16 protein-coding genes and 2 pseudogenes are annotated in these 21,531 nt (G+C 68.2%); 13 read left to right on the forward strand and 5 right to left on the reverse strand.

Annotation, left to right across the window (positions count from 1 at the left end; translation table 11 throughout):
• The first annotated feature begins 53 nt into the window (after nt 1–53).
• From J7I98_RS02460 to J7I98_RS02470, 3 genes are all read left to right on the forward strand, one after another.
• The gene (locus J7I98_RS02460; RefSeq protein WP_214915476.1) at nt 54–1,715 is read left to right on the forward strand and encodes a glycoside hydrolase family 13 protein; all 1,662 of its coding nucleotides are present in this window, start codon (nt 54–56) and stop codon (nt 1,713–1,715) included.
• Nucleotides 1,716–1,740: 25 nt separating this feature from the next.
• The gene (locus J7I98_RS02465) at nt 1,741–2,760 is read left to right on the forward strand and encodes a LacI family DNA-binding transcriptional regulator (RefSeq protein ID WP_214915477.1); all 1,020 of its coding nucleotides are present in this window, start codon (nt 1,741–1,743) and stop codon (nt 2,758–2,760) included.
• 74 nt (nt 2,761–2,834) lie between these two features.
• Nucleotides 2,835–3,719 (forward strand): phosphatase PAP2 family protein, encoded by an 885-nt coding sequence (locus J7I98_RS02470; protein ID WP_214915478.1) that lies wholly within the window; start codon nt 2,835–2,837, stop codon nt 3,717–3,719.
• A 180-nt stretch (nt 3,720–3,899) separates the two neighbouring features.
• Here the strand turns inward: J7I98_RS02470 and J7I98_RS02475 are convergent, their stop codons facing one another.
• Nucleotides 3,900–6,887 carry a bifunctional [glutamine synthetase] adenylyltransferase/[glutamine synthetase]-adenylyl-L-tyrosine phosphorylase gene (locus J7I98_RS02475; protein ID WP_214915481.1) on the reverse strand — a complete coding sequence of 996 codons (2,988 nt, stop codon included), beginning with the start codon at nt 6,885–6,887 and terminating at the stop codon, nt 3,900–3,902.
• Between the two features lie 263 nt (nt 6,888–7,150).
• Between J7I98_RS02475 and J7I98_RS02480 the strand changes: the two genes are divergently transcribed.
• Both J7I98_RS02480 and J7I98_RS02485 read left to right on the forward strand, forming a co-directional pair.
• Nucleotides 7,151–9,376 carry a PIG-L family deacetylase gene (locus J7I98_RS02480; protein WP_214915485.1) on the forward strand — a complete coding sequence of 742 codons (2,226 nt, stop codon included), beginning with the start codon at nt 7,151–7,153 and terminating at the stop codon, nt 9,374–9,376.
• Nucleotides 9,377–9,440: 64 nt separating this feature from the next.
• Complete coding sequence (locus tag J7I98_RS02485) at nt 9,441–9,941, forward strand: pyridoxamine 5'-phosphate oxidase family protein (protein WP_214915488.1); 501 nt, start codon at nt 9,441–9,443, stop codon at nt 9,939–9,941.
• Between the two features lie 27 nt (nt 9,942–9,968).
• Here J7I98_RS02485 and J7I98_RS02490 read toward each other — a convergent pair whose 3' ends face one another.
• On the reverse strand, nt 9,969–10,415 hold the full coding sequence (locus J7I98_RS02490) for an SRPBCC family protein (RefSeq protein ID WP_214915491.1): 447 nt from the start codon (nt 10,413–10,415) through the stop codon (nt 9,969–9,971).
• Between the two features lie 144 nt (nt 10,416–10,559).
• Here J7I98_RS02490 and J7I98_RS02495 point away from each other — a divergent pair, with 144 nt between their 5' ends.
• The 3 genes and pseudogenes from J7I98_RS02495 (at nt 10,560) to J7I98_RS02505 (ending at nt 13,433) form a co-directional block, all read left to right on the forward strand.
• On the forward strand, nt 10,560–10,856 hold the full coding sequence (locus tag J7I98_RS02495; RefSeq protein ID WP_214915493.1) for a hypothetical protein: 297 nt from the start codon (nt 10,560–10,562) through the stop codon (nt 10,854–10,856).
• A 186-nt stretch (nt 10,857–11,042) separates the two neighbouring features.
• Nucleotides 11,043–11,891, forward strand: a complete 849-nt coding sequence (locus J7I98_RS40735) for a CAP domain-containing protein (RefSeq protein WP_251019945.1) — start codon at nt 11,043–11,045, stop codon at nt 11,889–11,891.
• Nucleotides 11,892–11,967: 76 nt separating this feature from the next.
• Nucleotides 11,968–13,433, forward strand: a pseudogene (locus J7I98_RS02505) (sigma-70 family RNA polymerase sigma factor).
• 9 nt (nt 13,434–13,442) lie between these two features.
• Here the strand turns inward: J7I98_RS02505 and J7I98_RS02510 are convergent.
• A pseudogene (locus tag J7I98_RS02510) lies at nt 13,443–13,529 on the reverse strand (glutamine synthetase); the annotation flags it as partial.
• A 406-nt stretch (nt 13,530–13,935) separates the two neighbouring features.
• On the opposite strand from J7I98_RS02510, the gene J7I98_RS02515 reads away from it, so the two are divergent.
• The 3 genes from J7I98_RS02515 to J7I98_RS02525 all read left to right on the forward strand — a co-directional run bounded on the left by J7I98_RS02515 (nt 13,936) and on the right by J7I98_RS02525 (nt 16,257).
• Nucleotides 13,936–14,124 (forward strand): hypothetical protein, encoded by a 189-nt coding sequence (locus tag J7I98_RS02515; RefSeq protein ID WP_214915495.1) that lies wholly within the window; start codon nt 13,936–13,938, stop codon nt 14,122–14,124.
• A 986-nt stretch (nt 14,125–15,110) separates the two neighbouring features.
• On the forward strand, nt 15,111–15,545 hold the full coding sequence (locus tag J7I98_RS02520) for a hypothetical protein (protein ID WP_214915501.1): 435 nt from the start codon (nt 15,111–15,113) through the stop codon (nt 15,543–15,545).
• A gap of 352 nt (nt 15,546–15,897) precedes the next feature.
• Nucleotides 15,898–16,257 (forward strand): hypothetical protein, encoded by a 360-nt coding sequence (locus J7I98_RS02525; protein WP_214915502.1) that lies wholly within the window; start codon nt 15,898–15,900, stop codon nt 16,255–16,257.
• A gap of 459 nt (nt 16,258–16,716) precedes the next feature.
• Here the strand turns inward: J7I98_RS02525 and J7I98_RS02530 are convergent, their stop codons facing one another.
• Complete coding sequence (locus tag J7I98_RS02530) at nt 16,717–16,881, reverse strand: hypothetical protein (RefSeq protein ID WP_251019946.1); 165 nt, start codon at nt 16,879–16,881, stop codon at nt 16,717–16,719.
• Between the two features lie 385 nt (nt 16,882–17,266).
• Nucleotides 17,267–19,735, reverse strand: coding sequence for an SIR2 family protein (locus J7I98_RS02535; protein ID WP_214915505.1), 2,469 nt, complete (start codon nt 19,733–19,735; stop codon nt 17,267–17,269).
• Nucleotides 19,736–20,068: 333 nt separating this feature from the next.
• Between J7I98_RS02535 and J7I98_RS02540 the strand changes: the two genes are divergently transcribed.
• Nucleotides 20,069–20,710: a hypothetical protein gene (locus tag J7I98_RS02540; protein ID WP_214915508.1), complete on the forward strand. Its 642-nt coding sequence runs from the start codon at nt 20,069–20,071 to the stop codon at nt 20,708–20,710.
• A gap of 233 nt (nt 20,711–20,943) precedes the next feature.
• Nucleotides 20,944–21,147: a hypothetical protein gene (locus tag J7I98_RS02545; protein ID WP_214915511.1), complete on the forward strand. Its 204-nt coding sequence runs from the start codon at nt 20,944–20,946 to the stop codon at nt 21,145–21,147.
• The last annotated feature ends 384 nt before the right edge of the window (nt 21,148–21,531 follow it).

The following is a 21,531-nucleotide window of genomic DNA, read 5'->3' on the forward strand; positions in this document are numbered from 1 at the left end:
CATCCGCGTTGATCTCGTAGTTACCGATCCAGCCCCGTACGAGAGGGACCTTCATGACGCAGGAGCTCACGCCCACACGGACCGCACAGCGGGAATGGTGGCGCGACGCCGTCATCTATCAGGTGTACGTGCGCTCCTTCGCGGACAGCAATGGCGACGGCATCGGCGATCTGCGCGGAATCCGCGACCGGCTGCCGCACGTGGCCGCCCTGGGCGCCGACGCGGTCTGGCTCACCCCCTTCTACGCCTCACCCCAGGCCGACGGCGGCTACGACGTGGCGGACTACCGTGTCGTGGACCCGCTCTTCGGCAGCCTCGACGATGCCGCCGAACTGATCAGCACCGCCCACGAGTTGAGCCTGCGCGTGATCGTCGACGTCGTGCCGAACCACACGTCCGACCAGCACGCGTGGTTCAGGGCGGCACTCGCCGAAGACACAGAGCGGGACGGAGGGCCGGCCCGCGAGCGCTACCACTTCCGCCCGGGCCGGGGCATCGACGGCGAACTGCCGCCCAACGACTGGGAGTCGGTCTTCGGCGGCCCCGCCTGGACCCGCCCTCCCGTCTCCCACCACCACCCTTCCAAGGAAGGCCCTTCGGGCCCTTCTGATTCCGACGGCGACTGGTACCTGCATCTCTTCGCGCCGCAGCAGCCCGACCTCAACTGGAACAACCCCGAGGTCCACGAGGAGTTCGACTCGATCCTGCGCTTCTGGCTCGGCCTGGGCGTCGACGGCTTCCGTATCGACGTCGCCCACGGCATGGTCAAGGCCGAGGGCCTGCCCGACATCGGCTCCCGCGAGCAGGCGAAGATGATCGGCTCCCAGGTCCTGCCGTTCTTCGACCAGGACGGCGTCCACGACATCCACCGCGGCTGGCGCAGGCTTCTCGACTCGTACGCCGGTGAGCGCATCGGCGTCGCCGAAGCCTGGGCCCCCTCCCCCGAGCGCCTCGCCCTGTACGTACGCCCCGACGAGCTGCACCAGGCCTTCAACTTCCAGTTCCTGAACTGCCCTTGGGACGCGACGGTGATGCATGCCGTCATCGACGCGTCACTCGCCGCGACCGCCTCCGTCGGCGCCCCCACCACCTGGGTCCTGTCCAACCACGACGTGGTCCGCCACCTCACCCGGTACGGCGCCGGGGACGACGCCCTCGGCCTGCGCCGCGCCCGCGCCGCCGCACTGCTGATGCTGGCGCTGCCCGGGTCGGCGTACCTCTACCAGGGCGAGGAGCTGGGCCTGCCCGAGGTCACGGTCCTGCCCGACGACGTCCGCCAGGACCCCTCCTTCTTCCGCAGCAACGGCCAGGACGGCCTGCGCGACGGGTGCCGGGTGCCGATGCCCTGGTCGGGCGGCGAGCCGCCGTACGGTTTCGGCCCCGCCGGCAGCTGGCTGCCGCAGCCCGACACCTGGAAGTCGCTGACCGTCGAGGCCCAGACCGGCGACCCGCTGTCCACCCTGGAGCTCTACCGCTCGGCGCTCGCCCTGCGCCGCGAACTCCCGGGCCTCGGGGACGGTGAGATGCAGTGGCAGGAGTCCCCCGAGGGCCTGCTCACCTTCACCCGCCCCGGTTTCGCCTGCACCCTCAACACGACGGACCACGAGGCCGAACTGCCCACACCGGGCAGGCTTCTGATCGCATCCGCCGCCCCCGTCTTCTCCGACGACACGGTCGCCCTATCGGCTGATTCCTGCGCATGGTGGGCAATCTGACATGCGCCCGGTACAGTCCACTCCCATGACCGCACGGCTTGCCGACATCGCAGCCCAGGCGGGGGTCAGCGAAGCGACGGTCAGCCGCGTACTCAACGGCAAGCCCGGGGTTGCCGCGGCCACCCGCGAATCCGTTCTTGCCGCACTCGACGTCCTCGGGTACGAGCGCCCCGTCCGTCTGCGCAGGCGCAGCGCGGGACTGGTCGGCCTCATAACCCCCGAGCTCGAAAACCCGATCTTCCCGGCGCTGGCCCAGGTCATCGGCCAGGCCCTGACCCGCCAGGGCTACACCCCGGTCCTCGCCACCCAGACCCCGGGCGGGTCCACCGAGGACGAGCTCACCGAGATGCTCGTGGACCGCGGCGTGTCCGGCATCATCTTCGTCTCGGGGCTCCACGCGGACACCACCGCCGACATGCAGCGCTACGAGCAGCTGCGCGCCCAGGGTGTCCCCTTCGTTCTCGTCAACGGTTTCTCGCCGAAGGTCCAGGCGCCCTTCATCTCACCCGACGACCGGGCGGCGATGCGGCTGGCCGTGACGCACCTGGCGTCCCTGGGACACACCCGGATCGGCCTGGCGGTCGGCCCGAAGCGGTTCGTGCCCGTACTCCGCAAGATCGAGGGCTTCCGGGCCGGCATGCAGGAGCGGTTCGGCCTGACCCCCGAGGAGACGGAAGAGCTGATCCAGCACTCCCTCTACACCCTGGAGGGCGGCCAGGCCGCCGCAGCCGCCCTCGTCGAGCGCGGCTGCACCGCGATCGTCTGCGCCAGCGACATGATGGCGCTCGGCGCGATCAGGGCCGCCCGGCGGCTCGGGCTCGACGTACCGCGCGATGTGTCGGTCGTCGGATTCGACGACTCGCCGCTCATAGCGTTCACCGATCCGCCGCTGACCACGATCCGGCAGCCGGTGACGGCGATGGGACAGGCCGCAGTCCGCACCCTCCTCGAAGAGGTCGGCGGGACACCTGCTCCGCACAGCGAATTCGTCTTCATGCCGGAGCTGGTCGTACGCGGTTCAACCGCCTCGGGGCCTCGTCCTTAAGACGTAGGGAGTGCGATCAGGAACCGACCGGAGGATGATCGAGGAGTGGTCCTCATCTGGCAGACTCTCTCCCCATGGGTGACGCGACCGTGAAGACTCTGGAAGGCCGGACGGCCAACGTTCCCTCACCCATCGTGGAGGAAGAGGAACGGCAGCCGTCGACACGGCTCGCCGCTCTCAACAGGCTGCGAGCGCCGCGCCGGCCCCGTATCTGGTTCGAAATCCTGCTCATCGCGGTGAGTTACTGGACGTATTCACTGGTGCGCAATGCGGTACCGGAGCAGCGGGCAGCGGCCCTGCGCAACGCGGACTGGATCTGGGAGGCCGAGAAGTCCCTGGGTCTCGCCTTCGAGGAATCGGTCAACCGCGCCGTGAATTCGGTGACATGGCTGATCGTGACCATGAACTACTACTACGCGACGCTGCACTTCATTGTGACCATCGGCGTGCTGGTCTGGCTCTTCCGCTGTCATTCCGGCCGCTATGCGGCTACTCGCCTGGTGTTGTTCGCGACTACAGGCGTGGCCCTGCTCGGTTACTACCTGTATCCGCTGGCGCCGCCGCGCCTGATGAACGGGCACGGCTTCATCGACACGGTCCTGGTCCACGAGACGTGGGGCTCGATGGCCTCCGGCAACTTCAAGAACATGTCGAACCAGTACGCGGCGATGCCCTCCATGCACATCGGCTGGTCGCTGTGGTGCGGCCTGACGATCTTCGCGCTGGCCGCCGCGCCCTGGGCGAAGATCCTCGGCCTGCTCTACCCGACGGCCACCCTTGTCGTGATCGTCGCGACCGCCAACCACTTCTGGCTCGACGCGGTGGGCGGCATGCTCTGCCTGACGTTCGGCTACGCCCTCAGCTTCTCCTGGTACGGCGCGATGCCGCACCGGTTGCCGAAGCTGATAGACGGGCCGCGGCGCCGGATCTGGCCGGTCCGGGCATACCTCCGGGGATAGCTCCGGGCACGATTGCCTGACCTCACCCTCTGTGCTGCCTCACTCCCGGTGCGTGATTCCTCCCCCGGCGGCCGTCAGGCGTACGGGCGCCTCCGCCACCTCGTCCGGGGGCAAGCCCCCAGACCCCCGGACGGGCTGAAATGCCGAGGAGCGGGGTCTGGGGCGGAGCCACCCGCACCCCTACGCCCCGTAGAACAACTCCTCCACCACCGCCCGAGCCCTCCGCGTCGTACGCCGGTAGTCGTCCAGCATGTCGCCCACATGGCCGGCGTCGTACCCGAGGTACCGTGCCACCGCCGCGAGTTCACGCCCGTCCGACGGGAACGTGTCGCCGGCCCGCCCCCGTACCAGCATGACCCCGTTCCGCACCCGCGTAGCCAGCACCCATGCCTCGTCCAGCGTCTGGGCGTCCTCCGTGGCGATCAGGCCCGCCGCGTGCGCCGCGGCCAGAGCCTCGCGGGTGCGGGGCGTGCGCAGGCCCGGCTCCGCCCAGCCGTGCTGCATCTGGAAGAGCTGCACCGTCCACTCGACGTCGCTCAGCCCGCCCCGCCCCAGCTTGGCGTGCAGCGTCGGATCGGCGCCGCGCGGCATTCGTTCCGACTCCATGCGTGCCTTGAGGCGGCGGATCTCGCGTACCGCGTCTTCGCCCAGCCCCTCCGCCGGATACCGCAGCGGGTCGGCGAGCTCGATGAAGCGGCGGCCCAGGTCGGGATCGCCCGCGATCGGTTCGGCGCGCAGCAGCGCCTGGCTTTCCCAGACCAGGGACCACCGCCGGTAGTACGCCGCGTAGGACGCGAGCGTACGGACGAGCGGGCCGCTCTTGCCCTCCGGACGCAGATCCACGTCGATCAGCAGCGGCGGGTCCGTCGTGGGCAGTTCGAGCAGCCTCCGCATCTCGGCGACCACCGCATTCGCCGCCCGCGACGCCTCCTGCTCGTCGACCCCCTCGCGGGGTTCATGGACGAACAGCACGTCCGCGTCGGACCCGTAGCTCAGCTCGTGCCCGCCGAAACGACCCACCCCGATCACCGCGAACCGCGTCGGCAGCTCGTCGCCCCACTGTGCGCGCACGGTGGCCCGCAGTGCGCCCGCCAGCGTGGCCGCGTTCAGGTCCGTCACCGCGTTGCCGACCCGGTCGACGAGGGCCCCGGGGTCCTGCTCCGCCGGGTTCTCCTCCGTACCGTACGAGCTGATCAGGTCGGCGGCGGCCGTACGGAACAGCTCCCGGCGGCGTACCCCGCGTACCGACGCGACCGCCCCCTCGGCGGTGTCCGCACGCCCGACCGCCGCCAGGACCTCCTGCTCCAGATGATCCCGGCCGCGCGGCTTCAGCCCCTCGGGGTCACCGAGGATCGCCACCGCCTCGGGGGCGCGCAGCAGCAGGTCGGGGGCGAGCCGCCCGGCCGAGAGCACCCGGGCCAGATTCTCGGCGGCGGCGCCTTCGTCCCGTAGCAGCCGCAGGTACCACGGCGTCTTGCCCAGCGCGTCCGACACCTTCCGGAAGCCGAGCAGTCCGGCGTCCGGGTCGGCGGAGTCCGCGAACCACCCCAACAGCACGGGCAGCAGCGTCCGTTGGATGGCCGCCTTCCGGGTGACCCCGGACGACAGCGCCTCCAGATGCCGCAGCGCGGCGGCCGGATCGGCGTATCCGAGCGCCTCCAGCCGCTGCCCGGCCGCCTTGGGGCTGAGCCGGATCTCGCCGGGGGCCAGCTGGGCGACCGCGTCCAGCAGCGGCCGGTAGAAGATCTTCTCGTGCAGCCGCCGCACCACTCCCGCGTGCCGCTTCCACGCCCTGTTCAGCTCCGCGACAGGATCCGTGCGCAGCCCGAGCGACCGCCCGAGCCGCCGCAGGTCGGCCTCGCCCTGGGGCACCAGGTGGGTGCGGCGCAGGCGGTACAGCTGGATGCGGTGCTCCATGGCGCGCAGGAAGCGGTACGCCTCGTCCAGCTGAGCGGCGTCGGCCCGCCCCACATAGCCGCCCGCCGCGAGCGCCTCCAGCGCTCCCAGTGTCGACCCGCTGTGCAGCGTGGCGTCACTGCGCCCGTGCACCAACTGCAGCAGCTGTACGGCGAATTCGACGTCCCGCAGCCCGCCGGGCCCGAGCTTGAGTTCGCGCTCGACCTGCGCCGCCGGGATGTTGTCGACGACGCGGCGGCGCATTTTCTGTACGTCGGCCACGAAGTTGTCGCGTTCGGCGGCCTGCCAGACCAGCGGCGAGACCGCCTCGGCGTACTCCTCGCCGAGCGCCAGGTCGCCCGCCACCGGGCGGGCCTTGAGCAGCGCCTGGAACTCCCAGGTCTTGGCCCAGCGCTGGTAGTACGCGAGGTGGCTGGACAGGGTCCGTACCAGCGGCCCGTTGCGCCCCTCGGGCCGCAGATTGGCGTCGACCGGCCAGATGGTGCCCTCGATGTTCGTCTCGGAGCAGATCCGCATGAGGTGGGAGGCAAGCCGGGTGGCGGCGTTCATCGCCTTCCGTTCGTCGGCTCCGTCCGCCGCCTCCGCCACGAAGATCACGTCCACGTCGGATACGTAGTTCAGCTCGTGCCCGCCGCACTTTCCCATCGCGACCACCGCGAGCCGGCACATGGCGGCATCGGCAGGTGCGGCCGTACTGGCTATGGCGAGGGCGGCGCGCAGCGTCGCGGTGGCCAGGTCGGCCAGTTCGGCGGCGGCCTGGGCAACGTCCGTCGTACCGCACACGTCGCGTGCGGCTATGGACAGCAGGCAGCGCCGGTACGCGACCCGCAGGGTGACCGGATCGACGGCTCCCGCGAGCCCCTGTTCGAATTCGGTGATTCCCGGGTGCAGGTCCACGGCCTCGTACGTGACGAGCGCATGCCAGTCCCTGGGGTGCCGCGCCAGATGGTCGCCGAGCGCCTCGGACGCGCCGAGCACCCCGAGCAGCCGGTCACGCAGCGGCTTGGCCCTGACGAGCGTGTCGAGGAAGACGTGCCGCTCGTCCGGGTCCTGTGCCTCCACCAGGCGTACGAGCCCGAGCAGTGCCAGATCGGGATCGGCGGTCGCGCCGAGTGCGTCGAGGAGCACCGGGTCGGTCTTTACGGCCGAGAGCTCGGGGGCGTCGAGGAGCCGCTCGGCGGCGGAGGGATCGGTGAAGCCGTGCCGCAACAGCCGAGAGAAGTTGCTGCTCCTGCGCCCCGGAACCGACATGGTGCCTCCCGCTCCGGCCGTACAACCGTCCGATCAAGGTCCAAGTCACGAGCCTATCCGCAGGAGCGGGCGCGGCGCCTGCCTCGTCTGCCCCGCGGTCGGCTCCCGCAAACCACGTGAGATGTACAACAACGTGAGCTTTCACCTTCGGTGAACCGGATGCCCTGTTGCACCATCTTCACTGCCAGCTCAACCGTCAGCGCAGATCAGCGCCGTCCTGGGCGCCATATCCCGTACCGACGCACACCGAAAGCACCTTCTCTATGTCGCCCAGGGCCCGTAGTTCCGTTCTGCTGTCACGCCGCAATCTGCTGGGCGTTCTGCTCGCGAGCGTGGTCGTGACGGTGGGGGGTATCCAGCTCGCTGTTCCGAGTGCTTCCTCCGGTTCCGAAGGCTCTGCGCGCTCCGAAGGCTCGGCCCGCGCCGAAGGTCCTGACCGTGCGACCGGTTCCACGGATTCCACCGGTGTCACCGGCAAGCCCGCCACCGCCCCCGTGAAGCCGCTCCGTACCGACGGCGAATCCGTGGTGCAGATCGTCTCGCACCCGGACGACGACCTGTTCTTCCTGAACCCCGACCTCAGCCAGTCGATCCGCTCCGGCCACAGCCTGGCCTCGGTGTTCCTGACGGCGGGCGAAGCGGACGGCGTCAACGCGCCCGGCGGCAGCAAGTACGCGGGCATCCCGCGACCCGCCGCCGACAAAGCCCGGTACGCCGAGGCCCGGCAGAACGGCATCCGCGCCGCCTACGCCGAGATGGCCACCGGCGACCGCACCAGCCCCTGGCAGCGCTCCGCGATCCGCACGGACGGCGGCGGCTGGGCGGAACTCGACACGCTGAAGGCACGGCCCGAGGTCAATCTGGTCTGGGTGCAGCTGCACGAGGCGGGCGCGAGCGCCGCGAACCGGCCGAACAGCCTGCACGGGCTGTGGGACGGCAAGGTGGAGACGCTGGAGTCGGAGCTGTCGTCGGGGACCCCGGTCGCCGAGAACTACGCGTACACCAAGGACCAGGTCGTACAGACGATCACCGGGATCCTGAAGCGCTTCGAGCCGACGTTCGTACGGATGCTGGACCCGACGAACGGCCGCGCGGAGACGCCGCACCTGCTCCCCGACCACCAGGACCACATGTACGGCGCCAGGTTCGCCCAGAAGGCGCTCACGGAGTACGGCAAGACCAAGGGCCACCCGCACTTCAGCGTCCAGAACTACCTGGGCTACCTCAACGGCGAGATGCCGCACGTCCTGGACCCGGCCACCGTGCGGGACAAGCTGCACACCCTGAAGACGTACGCCTGGACCGAGTACCCCAGCAATTACTGCGCCACCGACGCCGGCTGCGGCGACCGCAAGGTGTCCGGCCGCCCCGCGGGCCCCGGCTGGGCGTACAGCATCCGCTACTCGCGCAACACCAGCACCTCCTGGCTCCAGAGCGGCGCCCAGGAGGGCGAGCTGTGGGCGTTCTCCGTGCTGGACACGCGGCTGGCGGTCTGGCACCGGGCGCCGGGCGCGAACGGCACGTGGACGGGTCCCCGGCTCGCCGAGGGTGCGGGTCTGGACAGCGGAATCGCGTCCGAGAAGCTCCCCGACGGCCGAATAGCCATCTTCGGCACCCGTACGTCCTTCGACGCCCCGGCCGGCTACCGCAGGGACGTCGTCACCAGCGTGCAGAGCACGCCGGGCGGCCCGTTCGGCCCCTGGCAGTCCCTCGGGATGCCGCGCCCCGCCCACGCACCCGATTCCCTGGACATCAGCGCACCTGCGGTGACAGTGGACCGCGACGGCCGTACGACGGTCTACCTCCGCGACGGCGGCCACGCCCTCAGCTCCCGCACGCAGCTGCCCGACGGCAGCTGGGCGCCGTGGCAGACGCTCGGCGGGCAGCAGGTGTACGGCGACCCGGCCGTCACCACCGACGCCTCGGGCCGCCAGTACGTCTTCGCGCACACCCTCACGTCAGCGGTCGCCTGGACCCAGGACGCCCCCGGCGCCCCGATGCGCGGCCCGGTGCCCACGGGGCTCCCCGCGACCACCCTGCCGCTGACCGCCCGGGCGGACGGTGACGGCGTACACCTGTACTTCCGCAAGCCCGGCTCCGGCGCCGTCCAGGCGGCCCGCTTCACCGGCGGCGCCACGGAGGCGGCCATCACGGCCACCGTCACGGATCTGGGCGGCCGGGCGGGCTTCGGCCCGGTCAGCGCCACCGGCTCCCTGCTGGCGGCCCGGGACGGCTCGGGCCGCCTGGGCACGGTCGACCTCGCCACGGGCGGTACCGGCGCCACGGGCACGACAGGCACCCCCCGGTGGAACCAGGGCGACTTCCTCTTCGCGGGCGCCCCGGCGGCAACCACGGACCTGGCGGGCAACACCTCCATCGCGGCGGTGGCCCTCGACGGCCGCCTCTACTGGAGCGGCCGGGGCGCTTCCGCCTGGCACCCGGTGGGCCCGGCCCCCGTGGCCACACAGCTGACGACGCACACCAGCTGAGTTTCGCTCCCGCTCGCGGTCTGTCTTCCTTGGAGGAAGACCGCGAGCGAGAGGGAGCGAAACCATGGAACCCCTGACCCGCCTGGACGCCCGCTACAGCGACAAGAACGCGACGGCCACCGCCTGGCCCGATGCGGTGACGCGCCTGGAGCAGGCGGAGCTGTTCTGGCTGACGACCGTACGCCCGGACGGCCGCCCTCACGTCACACCGCTGCTGGCGGTCTGGCAGGACGACTCACTGCACTTCTGCACGGGCCCGCAGGAGCGCAAGGCACAGAACCTCGCCGCCAACCCGAACGTCATCCTGACGACAGGCACCAACACGCTGCGCGAGGGCTTCGACCTGGTGGTCGAGGGCGAGGCGGTTGCGGAGACCGACGAGTCACGTCTGCGGCGCCTGGCGGAGCGGTACGAGACGAAGTACGGCCCCGACTGGCACTTCGACGTACGGGACGGGGCGTTCTACGGCGACGCCGACCGCGCCGTGGTGTTCCGCGTCGCGCCCACCACGGCCTTCGGCTTCGGCAAGGGCGTCTACAGCCAGACCCGCTGGACCTTCGGCTGACCGAAGCCGGGCCTGCCCGAGCCGGGCCTACACGCTCGCTTCGAGCACATCCTTCAGATGCTGCTCGTTCCTCGGCATCTCCTTGCGCGCATGCGGACGGACGACGAGCGGCGCGAGCAGCTTGCCTATCCCGTGCGACTCGAAGTCGAGGGCCAGGGTCACCCGCGACCGCTCCCCGTCGGCGATCGGCTCGATCGTGCCCTTCACGTGCCCTCTGACGGGGCCGTCGATGCCGTCGATACGCCAGCTCCTCGGCGGATCCAGCTCGGACACCTGCATGGTCATCGGCATTTCCCGACGCCCTATCCGGCGGGTGACCTTCACTTTCGAACCCACGGCCAGGGGGGCGTCACCCAGCTTGGTCGCCGATACGGCGCTCTCCTGCCATTCGGTGATGTGCGAGGGCTCGGTCACGTAGGAGAAGACGTCCTCGGGGCGGCGGTCGATGTCGATCGTTTCCTTGATGACAGACATTTCGCTCCCTTCTTGATGCTTTCCCCCAAATGGTCCCACCGGTGCGGATACCCCGCCAGGCCCGCCGCCGGGCGTACAGAAGGAAGATCATGTCGTTTATAGTTACCACTTAGTAACTACCCGACGTAGAACAAGGGGAAGCTCATGCGTCGACGCATTTCCACCGTCGCTGTGACCGTAGCGATGGCCGGAGGCGTTCTGTTCACGGCTCTGCCCGCACAGGCCGCCACGACCACTGGCCAGCAGACCATGGCCGCGCGCGGCGGTGCCATCACCGTGAACATCAACCAGCTGCGCCAGCAGTCCGCCGACCTGAAGGCCAAGGCCAACCGCCTTGAGCGCGAAGGCGAGTACGCGGCGGCCAAGCGTTGCCGCGTCGAGGCGGCCGCAATCGACCGCAGGATCAAGGCGTACCTCGACGCCGAGAACAACATGTCGTAATCCGCTCCACCGACCACCGTCGCCCGCCTCTGAAGAATCAGGGGCGGGCGATGTGTTTGTCCGCCGCCCGGCTCAGCCACAGATGAGATGAGATCGTCCGCAAGATTTCTGTTATCGGTGTCCGGCGGCCGGGTCTCCTGAGTGTTGGACCAGCACTCACCAGCCCCACACCGGAAGTTGACCCGCATGAACCAGGAACCCGAGACCTCGCCGTACGACCCGGCTCCCGCCCGGCACAGCCGCCGAAGCGGGGCACACCGAAGCCGCCGACCGCGGCGGACAGGCGTCGCAGTCGGAGCGGTGGCGCTGATAGCGGTCGTCGCCGGCGGATACGGCGCCGTCCAGTCGCTCGCGAACTCCGCCGCCCGGACGAGCACGGCGGCCGAGGCGTCTCCCACACCGGAGGCACTCCGGTCCAGCGGAACCCCTTCCGCCACCCCGTCGGTCAAGCCGTCCGGCACTCCGTCCCGCAAGGCCACCACCTCCGCCTCCCCCTCCAAGGCCAAGCGCAGCACCACCCCCAAGGCGACCCCCACGGCCGAGAAGAGCCGCACCCAGGCGCCCGCCGCCCCGAAGCGCACCCCCGCACCCGGCTCCGGCAGCGCCGGCAAGCCCTCCGTTACGAACGCCGCCCCGGCCGGCGGGAAGACCGCGCAGCTCGCGGCGCAGGTCATCGAGATGGTCAACACGGAGCGCGGCAAGCATGGTTGCTCCCCCGTCACCTCCAACGCGAAGCTCCAGGCGGCGGCCCAGCGGCACTCCGACGACATGGCGGCCCGTAACTTCTACGACCACACCAATCCCGACGGTGCCGGTCCCGGCGAGCGCATCACGGCTGCCGGGTACCGCTGGACGACGTACGGCGAAAACATCTACAAAAGCCCCCACGACGCCCGCACGGCGATGGACGGCTGGATGAAAAGCCCGGGACACCGTGGCAACATCCTGAACTGCGCCTTCAAGGAGATCGGCGTCGGCATCAACCTCAGTTCGAACGGCCCCTGGTGGACCCAGAACTTCGCCGCTTCCTCCTGAGGCAGCCCCGACGGTGCGGGCACAGGGCACGGCGCGAGCCGGTGGACGAGAGCGGACGGGCGTGGAGCAGGCGGGCGTGGACAGGGATTGCGGAACCGCGGTGGTGGCAGCCGCGGTAGCGGGGGACGTGCAGGCCAGGGAGCAAGTGCTCGCGGCTCACCTGCCGTTGGTCTACAACGTCGTCGGCCGCGCGCTCGACGGGCACGCCGACGTGGACGACGTGGTCCAGGACACCATGCTGCGTGCCCTGAACGCCCTCGACGACCTGCGCGATCCCGGGGCATTCCGGTCCTGGCTCATCGCCATAGCGATGAATCAGATACGCCGCCACTGCTCGCCCGGCGCCCGCCCTCCCGTCGGCGCGCTCGACCAGGCGCGGGAAGTCCCTGATCCGGGGGCCGACTTCGTGGAGCTCACCATCTGGCGGCTCGGCCTGTCCGGGCAGCGCCGGGAGGTGGCCGAGGCCACCCGCTGGCTCGACGCGGACAACCGGGAGCTGCTGTCGCTGTGGTGGCTGGAGGCGGCGGGCGAGATCACCCGGGGCGAGCTGGCCGACGCCCTCGGGATCGCGCCCGCCCATGCCGCGGTCCGCGTCCAGCGGGTGAAGGAGCAGCTGGAGGCCGGGCGGCTGGTGGTGCGTTCGCTGGCGGCCGTGCCGGGCTGCCCCGGCCTTCAGGCGCTCACCGCGTCGTGGGACGAGGCGCCGTCAGCGCTGTGGCGCAAGCGCATAGCGCGGCATGTGCGGGACTGCGGCGACTGTTCGGGGCGCTCGGGGGATCTGGTGCCCGCGGAGGGGCTGCTCGCCCGCCTCAGTCTGGTGCCTCTGCCGTTGTCCCTGTCGGCCCCCGAATCACCCGGCATGCAGGTCACCGCCAGCGCCACACCGCGACAGCGACCCCGTACCGCTGCTGTCGTCGCGGTGGCGGCGGTGCTGGCGGCGGCCGCCGCCGTCGCGCTGTGGACGTGGGGGCCCGGCGGGACACCCACGGCTCCGGCCCCGGCGGCAGCGCCCCCGCAGAAGGCGGCTCCCGTACGGCCCGCGCCGAAGGCACCGCCCACAGCGAGAGCATCGGCATCGGCGAAGCCCACGCGGTCCCCCACCGCAGCGCCGTCGCCCACGCCGCCGAAGGCGACCCGCACGCAGGCGCCCGCCCGTAAGAAGCCCGGCGTCGAACAGCAGGTCGCCACCTGGTCAACGCCCACCGGGCGCGGCGCGGCTGCCCGCCCGTACGCGTCGACCCGCAGCTGCACACGGCGGCGCAGCGGCACGCGGACGACATGGCCGCCCGCAACTACTTCGAGCACACCGGCCCGGACGGGCGCGACCCCGGCACACGGATCTCCGCCGCCGGCTACGCGTGGAGCGCCTGGGCCGAGAACATCCATCGCGGGCCCACGACGGCCGATGCCACGGTGGCCGACTGGATGAGCGATGCCGGCCACCGGGACAACATCCTCAACTGCCGTTTCACCCACATGGGCATCGGCCTGACGTCCGGCCCGGGCGGCCCCTGGTGGACCCAGGACTTCGCCGCCCGCTGAGGGCGGTGGCTAGAGCACCGGAAGGTTCTTGCGGAGCTCGAAGGCGGTGACCTCGCTCCGGTACTCCTCCCACTCCTGCTTCTTGTTCCTGAGGAACTTGTGCGGCTCGCATGCGGCCTCGGAGGGCCCAAGGCAAGAACGGCCCGACCAGCAGTCAGGCGGTCCTCCATGGTCGTTGTTGGTCACTCTGGGCCGCCCTTCGACGGCCCACAGACGGCCCAGCTCTGACCGAACACGGCTCAGGAGGGGGTGTAGCTCTTCGGTGTTCTTACTGGTCAGAGCATTGAATGCTGCGTGTGAGCAGTCACCCGTCCACAAATAGGCCAAGATTCGAATAGTGAGGCTCGCTGGCTCTTTCGGCGAGAGTCGAGGGCGACAGGCCCTACATCGCCGGAGAGAAATGCGGCAGCGGTACTGCCTAAGCCCGTCTCGGCTTCTTGCCGTCGTTGAGGTGGGCCCGGGCGGCTTCGGTGAACGCACGGATCGCGTTCAGAAGTTCCATATGGTGGTTGTGATATCCGCGAAGAGGGCGCCCCTCAAGCGCGTCGAAGAGGGTGTCCGGAGCCTCATCTCGGAGAGCAGTGACATGCACATTGTGAGCATGGTTCTCGATCCGCTGCGCGATCTCTGCGATGTGCTCGGGGCCTTCGAGCTGGACGACGGCTTCTGCAAGTCGCAGCGGTTCAGTTGACACCTCGGCTTGGATGCGGCAGGCCCGTCAGTCGGCTTCTTCTCGCCTCTCCCTCGGAGGGTAGGAGATCCCCAATTGGGCACAAGCCTGTAGCGAGCACTCCGCCCACATGGTTTGACGTACATAGCTGTTGGCTGCTGCAAGGAAGTCGGCATAGGCATCACGTTGGTGTTGGCGTCGCACGGCGTCCACCGGGCCCTGGTAGGCGCCTCGCCCCTGAACGCGGCCGGCGCCGTATGCGGCTGTGGCTGCCAGGAGCGCAACGGGACTGGATATGAGGGCGGTTGTTACGGCGGGGTCCATGGACCAGCATCTTCCCTTGCTGCGGACCCGTGGGGGCCTGCTTGGGGAAGGTGCAGGCCAGCATGGCGCGATCACGGGGTTCATCAAGAGTGTCGTACTGGGCGCGTGTGACCTCATCGACGCGATGAGTAGATAGATCGGGAAGAGCACAACTGGTCATGAGCGGCCGCTCATGACCTGCTGCTGACCTGTCGGAAGTTGTCGACGTTGATCACCGCCGAGCGCCCATCCACGGCCCGAGGGCGGCCGGGGAAGGGCGCTCGTGCGTGAGCACCGCATTAGGAGTTCTACCGACCGCATGGCTCACCGGTTGCTGAGCCGACGGAACGGCGTAGTACACACCTTGGGAAGCCGTTGAGATGCGCTCTCGTCTGCTGACGTTGCCGTCGGAGACTGCCGTCAGACTCCAGGCGGAACGGCTTTCAAGAGCGCTGCCATCCGAGCACGTGCATCGCTCTGACCTGCCCGGGGAGGCTGTACGCGGTCTGGAACGCCCAGGCTGGCCCACACATGGCCCATCGCCTCCACGTGCGTCTCTCCGAGGGGAGGTGCACGGTGCCGCATGGCGCATGGACCGCTTCAACAAGGTCTGTGACTGAACGTGAGTGACGGGTGTTTGCGGGAATAGGTGCACATGCCTTCTAACTGGTGCCCGAACGCTCAGCGAGCATTACGCTCCGTCCATGGCAGCTACTGTCCTCTCCATCTGCGCGCTTGCCGTCAGCGTCGTTTCCCTCACCTGGCAAGTGGTGTCCTGGCTCCGAACCGGCCCCGTGATCAAGGTACGCACGCACTACGCCATCCCGGTCATCGCCGGCGAGATCGGATCCCAGCAGTACCTAGCTGTGGCAGCGACTAATCGAGGACGCGCCCCGGCAACGATCACCAATTGGGGGCTGCTGCTGCCCGATGACGTGACGACAGCGTCCCAGAGCGCCGCGCTGCCAGGTGTCGAAGAGCTGCCGCATCGTCTCGATCCTTACGCGGAGACGAGCTGGTATCTCGGACTGGGCGAGCTGGACCGGATCTGTCAGGAGCGAGGGATCGCGCGAGGGCAAATCCGTCCCTTCGTCAACGTCTCCGGGCAGGGCCGTAAGGTTGGCAAGCCTCTCGCCTGAGCCTGCCTCACGGCTACTGCGGCCTGATTCTCAGGGCATCGGCACGTACGGGACGGAGTCTCTCGCGGCTCGCATCTGCGATACCCGCTTTAGGAGTTCGGCCAGAGGCTGTTCCGGCCGCCGCAAGCCACCAGCACGACGGCCGGACAGGGATGCTGGAGTGCACCGCCGTCCGGCGTCGTTGATGTCAGCCGTGGATGTCACAGACCTTCTGATCCGTAGCTCTAGCGGGATCGGTCAGTTACGGCTATTCCGGCCGCTACCGAGCCCCGCAGGGGCGCTACCGGACGCGGGCGATCGCTGGGGTTGCGGTACCTGGCTGCTGTACCGCAAGATCCAAACGGGGGTGACCATGGAACGGCAGGTACTGGAATCGCTGTTGGCTGGTGATGACGAGGCGTCCGTGATAGCTCTGGCCACCCTCCGCAGCGGCGCCACCTACTGGGTGGGAGACCGGGCACAACCCGCAGGCCAGCATGCCGGAGTCTTCAAGCGCCGACTTCAGCGCATGCGGATGCATGGACTCGAACCTCTTGGGCTGGAACGAGCAGTGCAGCTCGTCCGCGAACATGGCCGGCCCGTGCGCACAGGGCTGATCGATTCTGCCGATCGGACATGGACCACCCTGCTCTTCCTCACCGAGGACGGCAGCGCACTAGTGGCCTGCGCCGGCTGGCCGCTGCCGCTTGTTGTCAGGAAGCCACCGCTTTAGGAGCGAGGTGGGGCAGCATGTGGTCTGAGCTGCGAGAACACAACTAGGGCTTGCTCAGGCCTTCGTGGCTGCCGATAGCCCGGACTCCCCGTGGTTCCCCGCCCCTTCTGGCACGGCTGTGGCATGCCTGAGCCCCTCGATGCGAACTACGGGCGGGCCGGTCGCTGAGGTCTCACAGCCAGATCAACCGGGCTCTGGTGCTCGTTGAGGTGCGTGGACGGTCGGCGAGGTTGCTGTACTTCGTTGCTGTACCCCGGCCGGTGGCAAGTAGTGGCAGTGGAGCCGGCCCGTTGTGCACTCGAATCTGAGGCCAAGCGCTTAGAAGGCGCTTGGATACTCAAGCCCGCCGGGGTGCGTGACCTGCACGATCACGTTGAGTGGGCGGCTGATCCGGCTTACTTCGACACGCATTCGACAGACGGTCTCAACGGGCAGTGTGGCCAGCTTCGTTGGCACGCCTCAATCCTCTTCGTCACTCCGTTCCAGAACCAACCCGACGGACCCGTCCGTCAGACCGTTGCTGTCCTCCAGATGCAGATGGCTCCCGTCGGGAACGCCGTCCTTCGCGAGCGTGAGCAGGTGGCCAGCCAGCGTTCTGAGTCCTGCGGCATTCGCCTCGATCACGACCTCGCCACCGAGGTTTCGGACCTCGATACGCGCACCCTCCTCCCAGTGAAGACTTGTGCGACACCATCGGTCACGACCGTGACCTGGACGTCTCCTGCGGGGCACTGCTGGGTTCGGCAGTCATGGCGCACATCATGCCGGTCTGCGCACACGACTCCGGAGGCCCCGTCCGTCTGTGGCATCACAGCAGGTCAAACCCCGATGGGCGATCGCACTGCGCGTCTTCGTCCACGGATAGTCCACGCCTCGCGACGCCTACTGTTGCTGTGCTGTCCGGGCTCGGTGTCAGCTGGGCGGCTCGGTTCCGCCGGGTGGGCCACAAGCTTGCGCTTGCGAGGCAGGGCCCTCAGCGCGCACGTAGACGTGTCGCTCACGTGTTCGCCTAGCCGAGGGTTGAGGGGGCACGGGTGAGCTTCTCGAAACGCCGCTTGAGGACTGCCAGCTCGCCCTTGACATCCTCACTGGCGCCGGCGGCGATCAGGCTTTGTGAATGGATCCTGGTCCAGTCGTCCCGCATGCGCTCCGTCACTTCCTCGGGGAGCGGCCGGAGGGACCTTCCGTCCGGAGCCAGGACATTCAGCGCGTGGCGCAGGAACGCGAGCCATGTAACCAGGTTTTTCGGGTTCGCCTCGCTGGCGTCCTCGTAGGCGTCGATCGCGCGATCGTAGTATTGCCCGACATCGACCCCGGGACCGAAGGCGGCCTTGGCCAGGAGTACCGTTCCGAGCGTGGTAAGGCTGTAGGAGTCCCTAACGATGCTGACCGCCCGGAGCGCGAACGACTCCGCCCTGGCCCACGCCTCCGGCATGGATTTCCCCGCATGCCGGTTCATGATGGCGCGCTGCTCCCAGTATCGTGCACTCCAGTCGCCGAAGGTGCCGCTCAGCCCCCCGTACCACTGATCGAGATCTGCCTCGGGAAAGACGCTGACCACGTTCTTGTAGGTCATGAAAGCGGCCACGAGCAGCGACGTGGCATTGCGTTCCCGATGACTGGACCTGCCCAGCCGCGGCGCGACGTTGTTCATGGCCGTCCCCAGAGTGGCGAGGGCGTCCCGACTGCCGAGTCGCTCGACACACGCGTCGAGTGCCATCCAGCGCTGCCTTGGCCTGATCCAGGTGCCGTCCGTCTTCAGAACGGAGGAGATCGGAGGGTAGTCGCGGACCAGCCGCACGAGGGAGTCGCTTTCCATGCCCACCATCCGGGCGGCGTCGACTGCGTGGAACCTGCAGTCGAAGCGGGACGCAAGCGCGGCGAGAAACAGCACCCTGATGTGGTCCAGATCGCTGATCGCGTCGACCAGCTCACGCACCCTTCGGCCGAAGCCAGGAGCGTTCTCAAGCTGTGCCATCGCATCGAACAGCTCGCGGCCGCGGAAATGGCTCCGCCTGCGTGCGTCCTTCCGCTCCAACTCAAGGATTCCTAGCCGTCCGATCGACTGGAGCTTGTCTACCAGGTGGGCGGCGTCGGTGTTCGTCAGGTGAGTGTTGATGGTGGTCACACGGTTGCGGAGCAGGTAGGCCTCGTCGAGGCGTCCGAGAATGTTCGCGCTTCGGTCCACCTGGTCGACAGCGACGCAGACGATCTGGAGGCTCGCGTTGCGGGCCAGGCTAAGGATGGACGCGACGTCGTCGGCGATGTCGGCGACGGAATCGAAGAGCAGAGCGATCGCCTGGCCGTTGGCGGCAAACTGGATGATGGCTTCTACGTCCGGCCGTTCGTCCCCGACGTATAGATAGGTGCGCCACGAGAGCTTCCGCAATGCCTTGCTGATCGCCAGTAGGCCGGTGCTGCGGCCGGTGAGGCGATTGCCGACATAGATCATTGCGCTGTTGACGCGGGCGGTCCGGCCAAGCTGTCGGCAGTCGGACGACGCCTGTCTGATCCAGTCGAGATCCGCGTTCAGTCCGTTCCGGATGTCGATCCACTCGGGCTCGTCGCCGCCGATGAAATCGTGGTCACGAGATGCCTTCCTTACACTATCGATTCGCAGCTCCCTGAACTGCCGACCGATACGGAACGCCACCTCCTCACGTCTCGTGGGGGCCTTCTTCAGATTTATTTCGGTGAGTTCCGGCCAAGCCTCCGCAAACTCCTCGGCGGTCATACGTACCGGCACGAGGTTCCACGCATGCAGGTCCCTCTCTACTGCCGACGAGATGTTCGGGCTCACGTAGAAGCTGGGGGCCTCGTGGGTCGGCGTCCGATTGGCGATTACCGTTTCGATGTCGGGCTCGTCGCGTAGCCGTGCACCGATAATTACGAAGGGCGAAACTCCATAGGTATCACGAAAGTTCAATGGCCAGGCCGCCTGGGCTACCGCGCTGCCCGCATACTGGCTCAAGGAGAAGATCAAGTGCCGCATGGCGTCGCGGTCGACGCAACCGTGCAGATGGACCACGGCGAGATCGTGGCTCTGTCGGAACTCGTCGTCCCAGTTCACCGTAACTAGGGATCGTGAGACGTCGGACCTCACCCGCGCGTAGGCTTGTTCGAAGACGTCGTCGACGTTGAGCGTCCAGACGCTCGCCCATGGGGCTCTGGCGTAGACGTCCATCCAGCCAGGCGGAGTGACTCCCCAAAAGCGGCTCTTGAGCCAATCGTAGACGGCTCGTTCCCCGGCGTCCTCGACTGCCCGGGCATAGACCCGCCACAGCAGGTCGCCTTCCTCGATCGGTACCTTGAACTGGTCGGACAAGAGGGTGGCCAGCTCGGGGCCTGTTGGAAGTTTTGAGCCGTCCCTGGCTACCGCGTCGCGACTCGCCCCCGCACCGAGCAGGAGGTGGTAGTCGCTGTTTGCAGCGGCTCTCCTGAGCGCCTTCTTCTGATTGGTTGAGAGGTCAATCGCCACGAGGCCTCCTGCGCTCGCCAGCATGAATAACACTCCAACCTACAGGCCGACAGTCCGCAGAGCAGTCGAAAACCGTTGTGCCGGCCATGTTGTCGTGGATTCACCCATCGCAGATGAACGGTCCCGCCACAGGTTCAAATCTTGCCCCGCGGCAAGGGCCCTCCAGGCTCCGAGGCGGAGTCGGCCAGCTGCGGGCGGAGCTACGACCAAGTGACCAGAACCGGCCCAAGGTCTTCGCTGCACGTGATTCCCGTCGCCCCTGCTTAAGCCTATGCAGCGGGCACAGTGCGACACCCGGGCAGGGTCCATCGGACCTGCCATACTCGCGGCGTGATGAGTGCGATGTTCCTCGCTGGTAGACAGTCATCTGACCTACCCGCTGCTGCCATCGTGGCAGGCTGTGCGCTGATCTTTACTGTTGCCTCCTTCTGGTGGCTCAATGCACGCCAGGGGCGTCTGACTTCGTACGAGCCGCATTCTTTCGCTGCCGTCGCGAATGAGACTTCCACTCAGCTTCGGTTGCCGTTGGTGATCTATAACACGGGCGCCAAGCCGATCGTTGTCCAGAACCTTCAGCTCCGTTTTCCAGACGAGCCTGACACGGCATTGCGGCTTCTGTGGGTCACGACAAGGCGGTATCTCAAGCCCGATAGTGGCGACGGCCACGCATTTGCGGCGGCTTTCCCTGTGGGAGGAAGAGAAGCCAAGCAACTCTTCGTTGAGTTTCGTGCTCCGTTCCCTGACTTCGTTCCGCAGGCTCGGGACTACAAGGTCTCGGTTGAAGCAAAGGTTGGACACCACGACGACTGGCGCCACCTGCTGACCTTCACCTGGCAGGCAGCTCACATGGTGGATCCCGGGTCCTACATCACCTATCGCAACACGGCCGATGACCTGACCACCGACGATGTCGCAAAATCGGATGCGGCTCTCAAGAGGTTGGCAGCCAAGGCTGCAGCAGCTCGGGCTTCGTGAGCCGCACGGACGCCCTGAGGTCGGTGGAGTCTCAATGGGGCGAGTCAAGGGCCTGTCTTCTTGCCCTGGGTCTCACGACCGATCTTGGCGACCTGCGTCTTCGCAGCTCCGACCGGTGATGGCTGGCACTCGACTTGGCAGCGATGGCCGTCGTTGGTCACTGTCGAGCAGCCCCGGACGGCCCAGGGCCGACCCGACTCGCAGACTTTAGCCTGCCAGCAGATAGTGGATTCATGAGCGAAGACGTGACGGTCTGGGTAAGCCCGAATGCCGTTGAGGGTGTCAAGATTCGCATGGCGCTTTCGCGAGAGGTGATCAACCATCTTGCTGGTCCAGACGGTGACAGCCCCATCACCTTGCATGGGGAACGCCTTGCCGAAGAAGGACCGGATCAACTTGGGATCGTCAGCGTAGAACTCTGGCGTGCTGCGGATTGATCGTTATCTGAGGTCGGCTCCACGGCTTTGGCCGGTGTCCTGCCCGGTTTGGGGTCGAGCATGATCAGGGGGCCGTACGCTTGCCAGCAACTCGGGCAGGCTGTGATCCTGCCCGGAATTTGAACGAGTGGCCCCCTGGTCTTGCTCGACGCGGGACCCGAACCGGGGAGGTGGGTAAAGCCGTGGAACCGACCGTCCCCACCCCCGGCCTGGTATTTCGCCCCCCTTGTGGGCGCGGGCGGGCGACGACGCGCGGCCCGGTGACGTAGGCATGGAGGGCGGCGCGTCGGCGTCCGGCCGGCGCCGCCGCGCTGTGCGCGGCACCTCTGATCCCTGCATCAGACAGCATCGCTGTTCAGGAGGCTAAGGGCTGTCCCGTAAATG

Source organism: Streptomyces sp. ISL-98 (assembly GCF_018614055.1).
GTDB classification, from domain to species: domain Bacteria; phylum Actinomycetota; class Actinomycetes; order Streptomycetales; family Streptomycetaceae; genus Streptomyces; species Streptomyces spiramyceticus.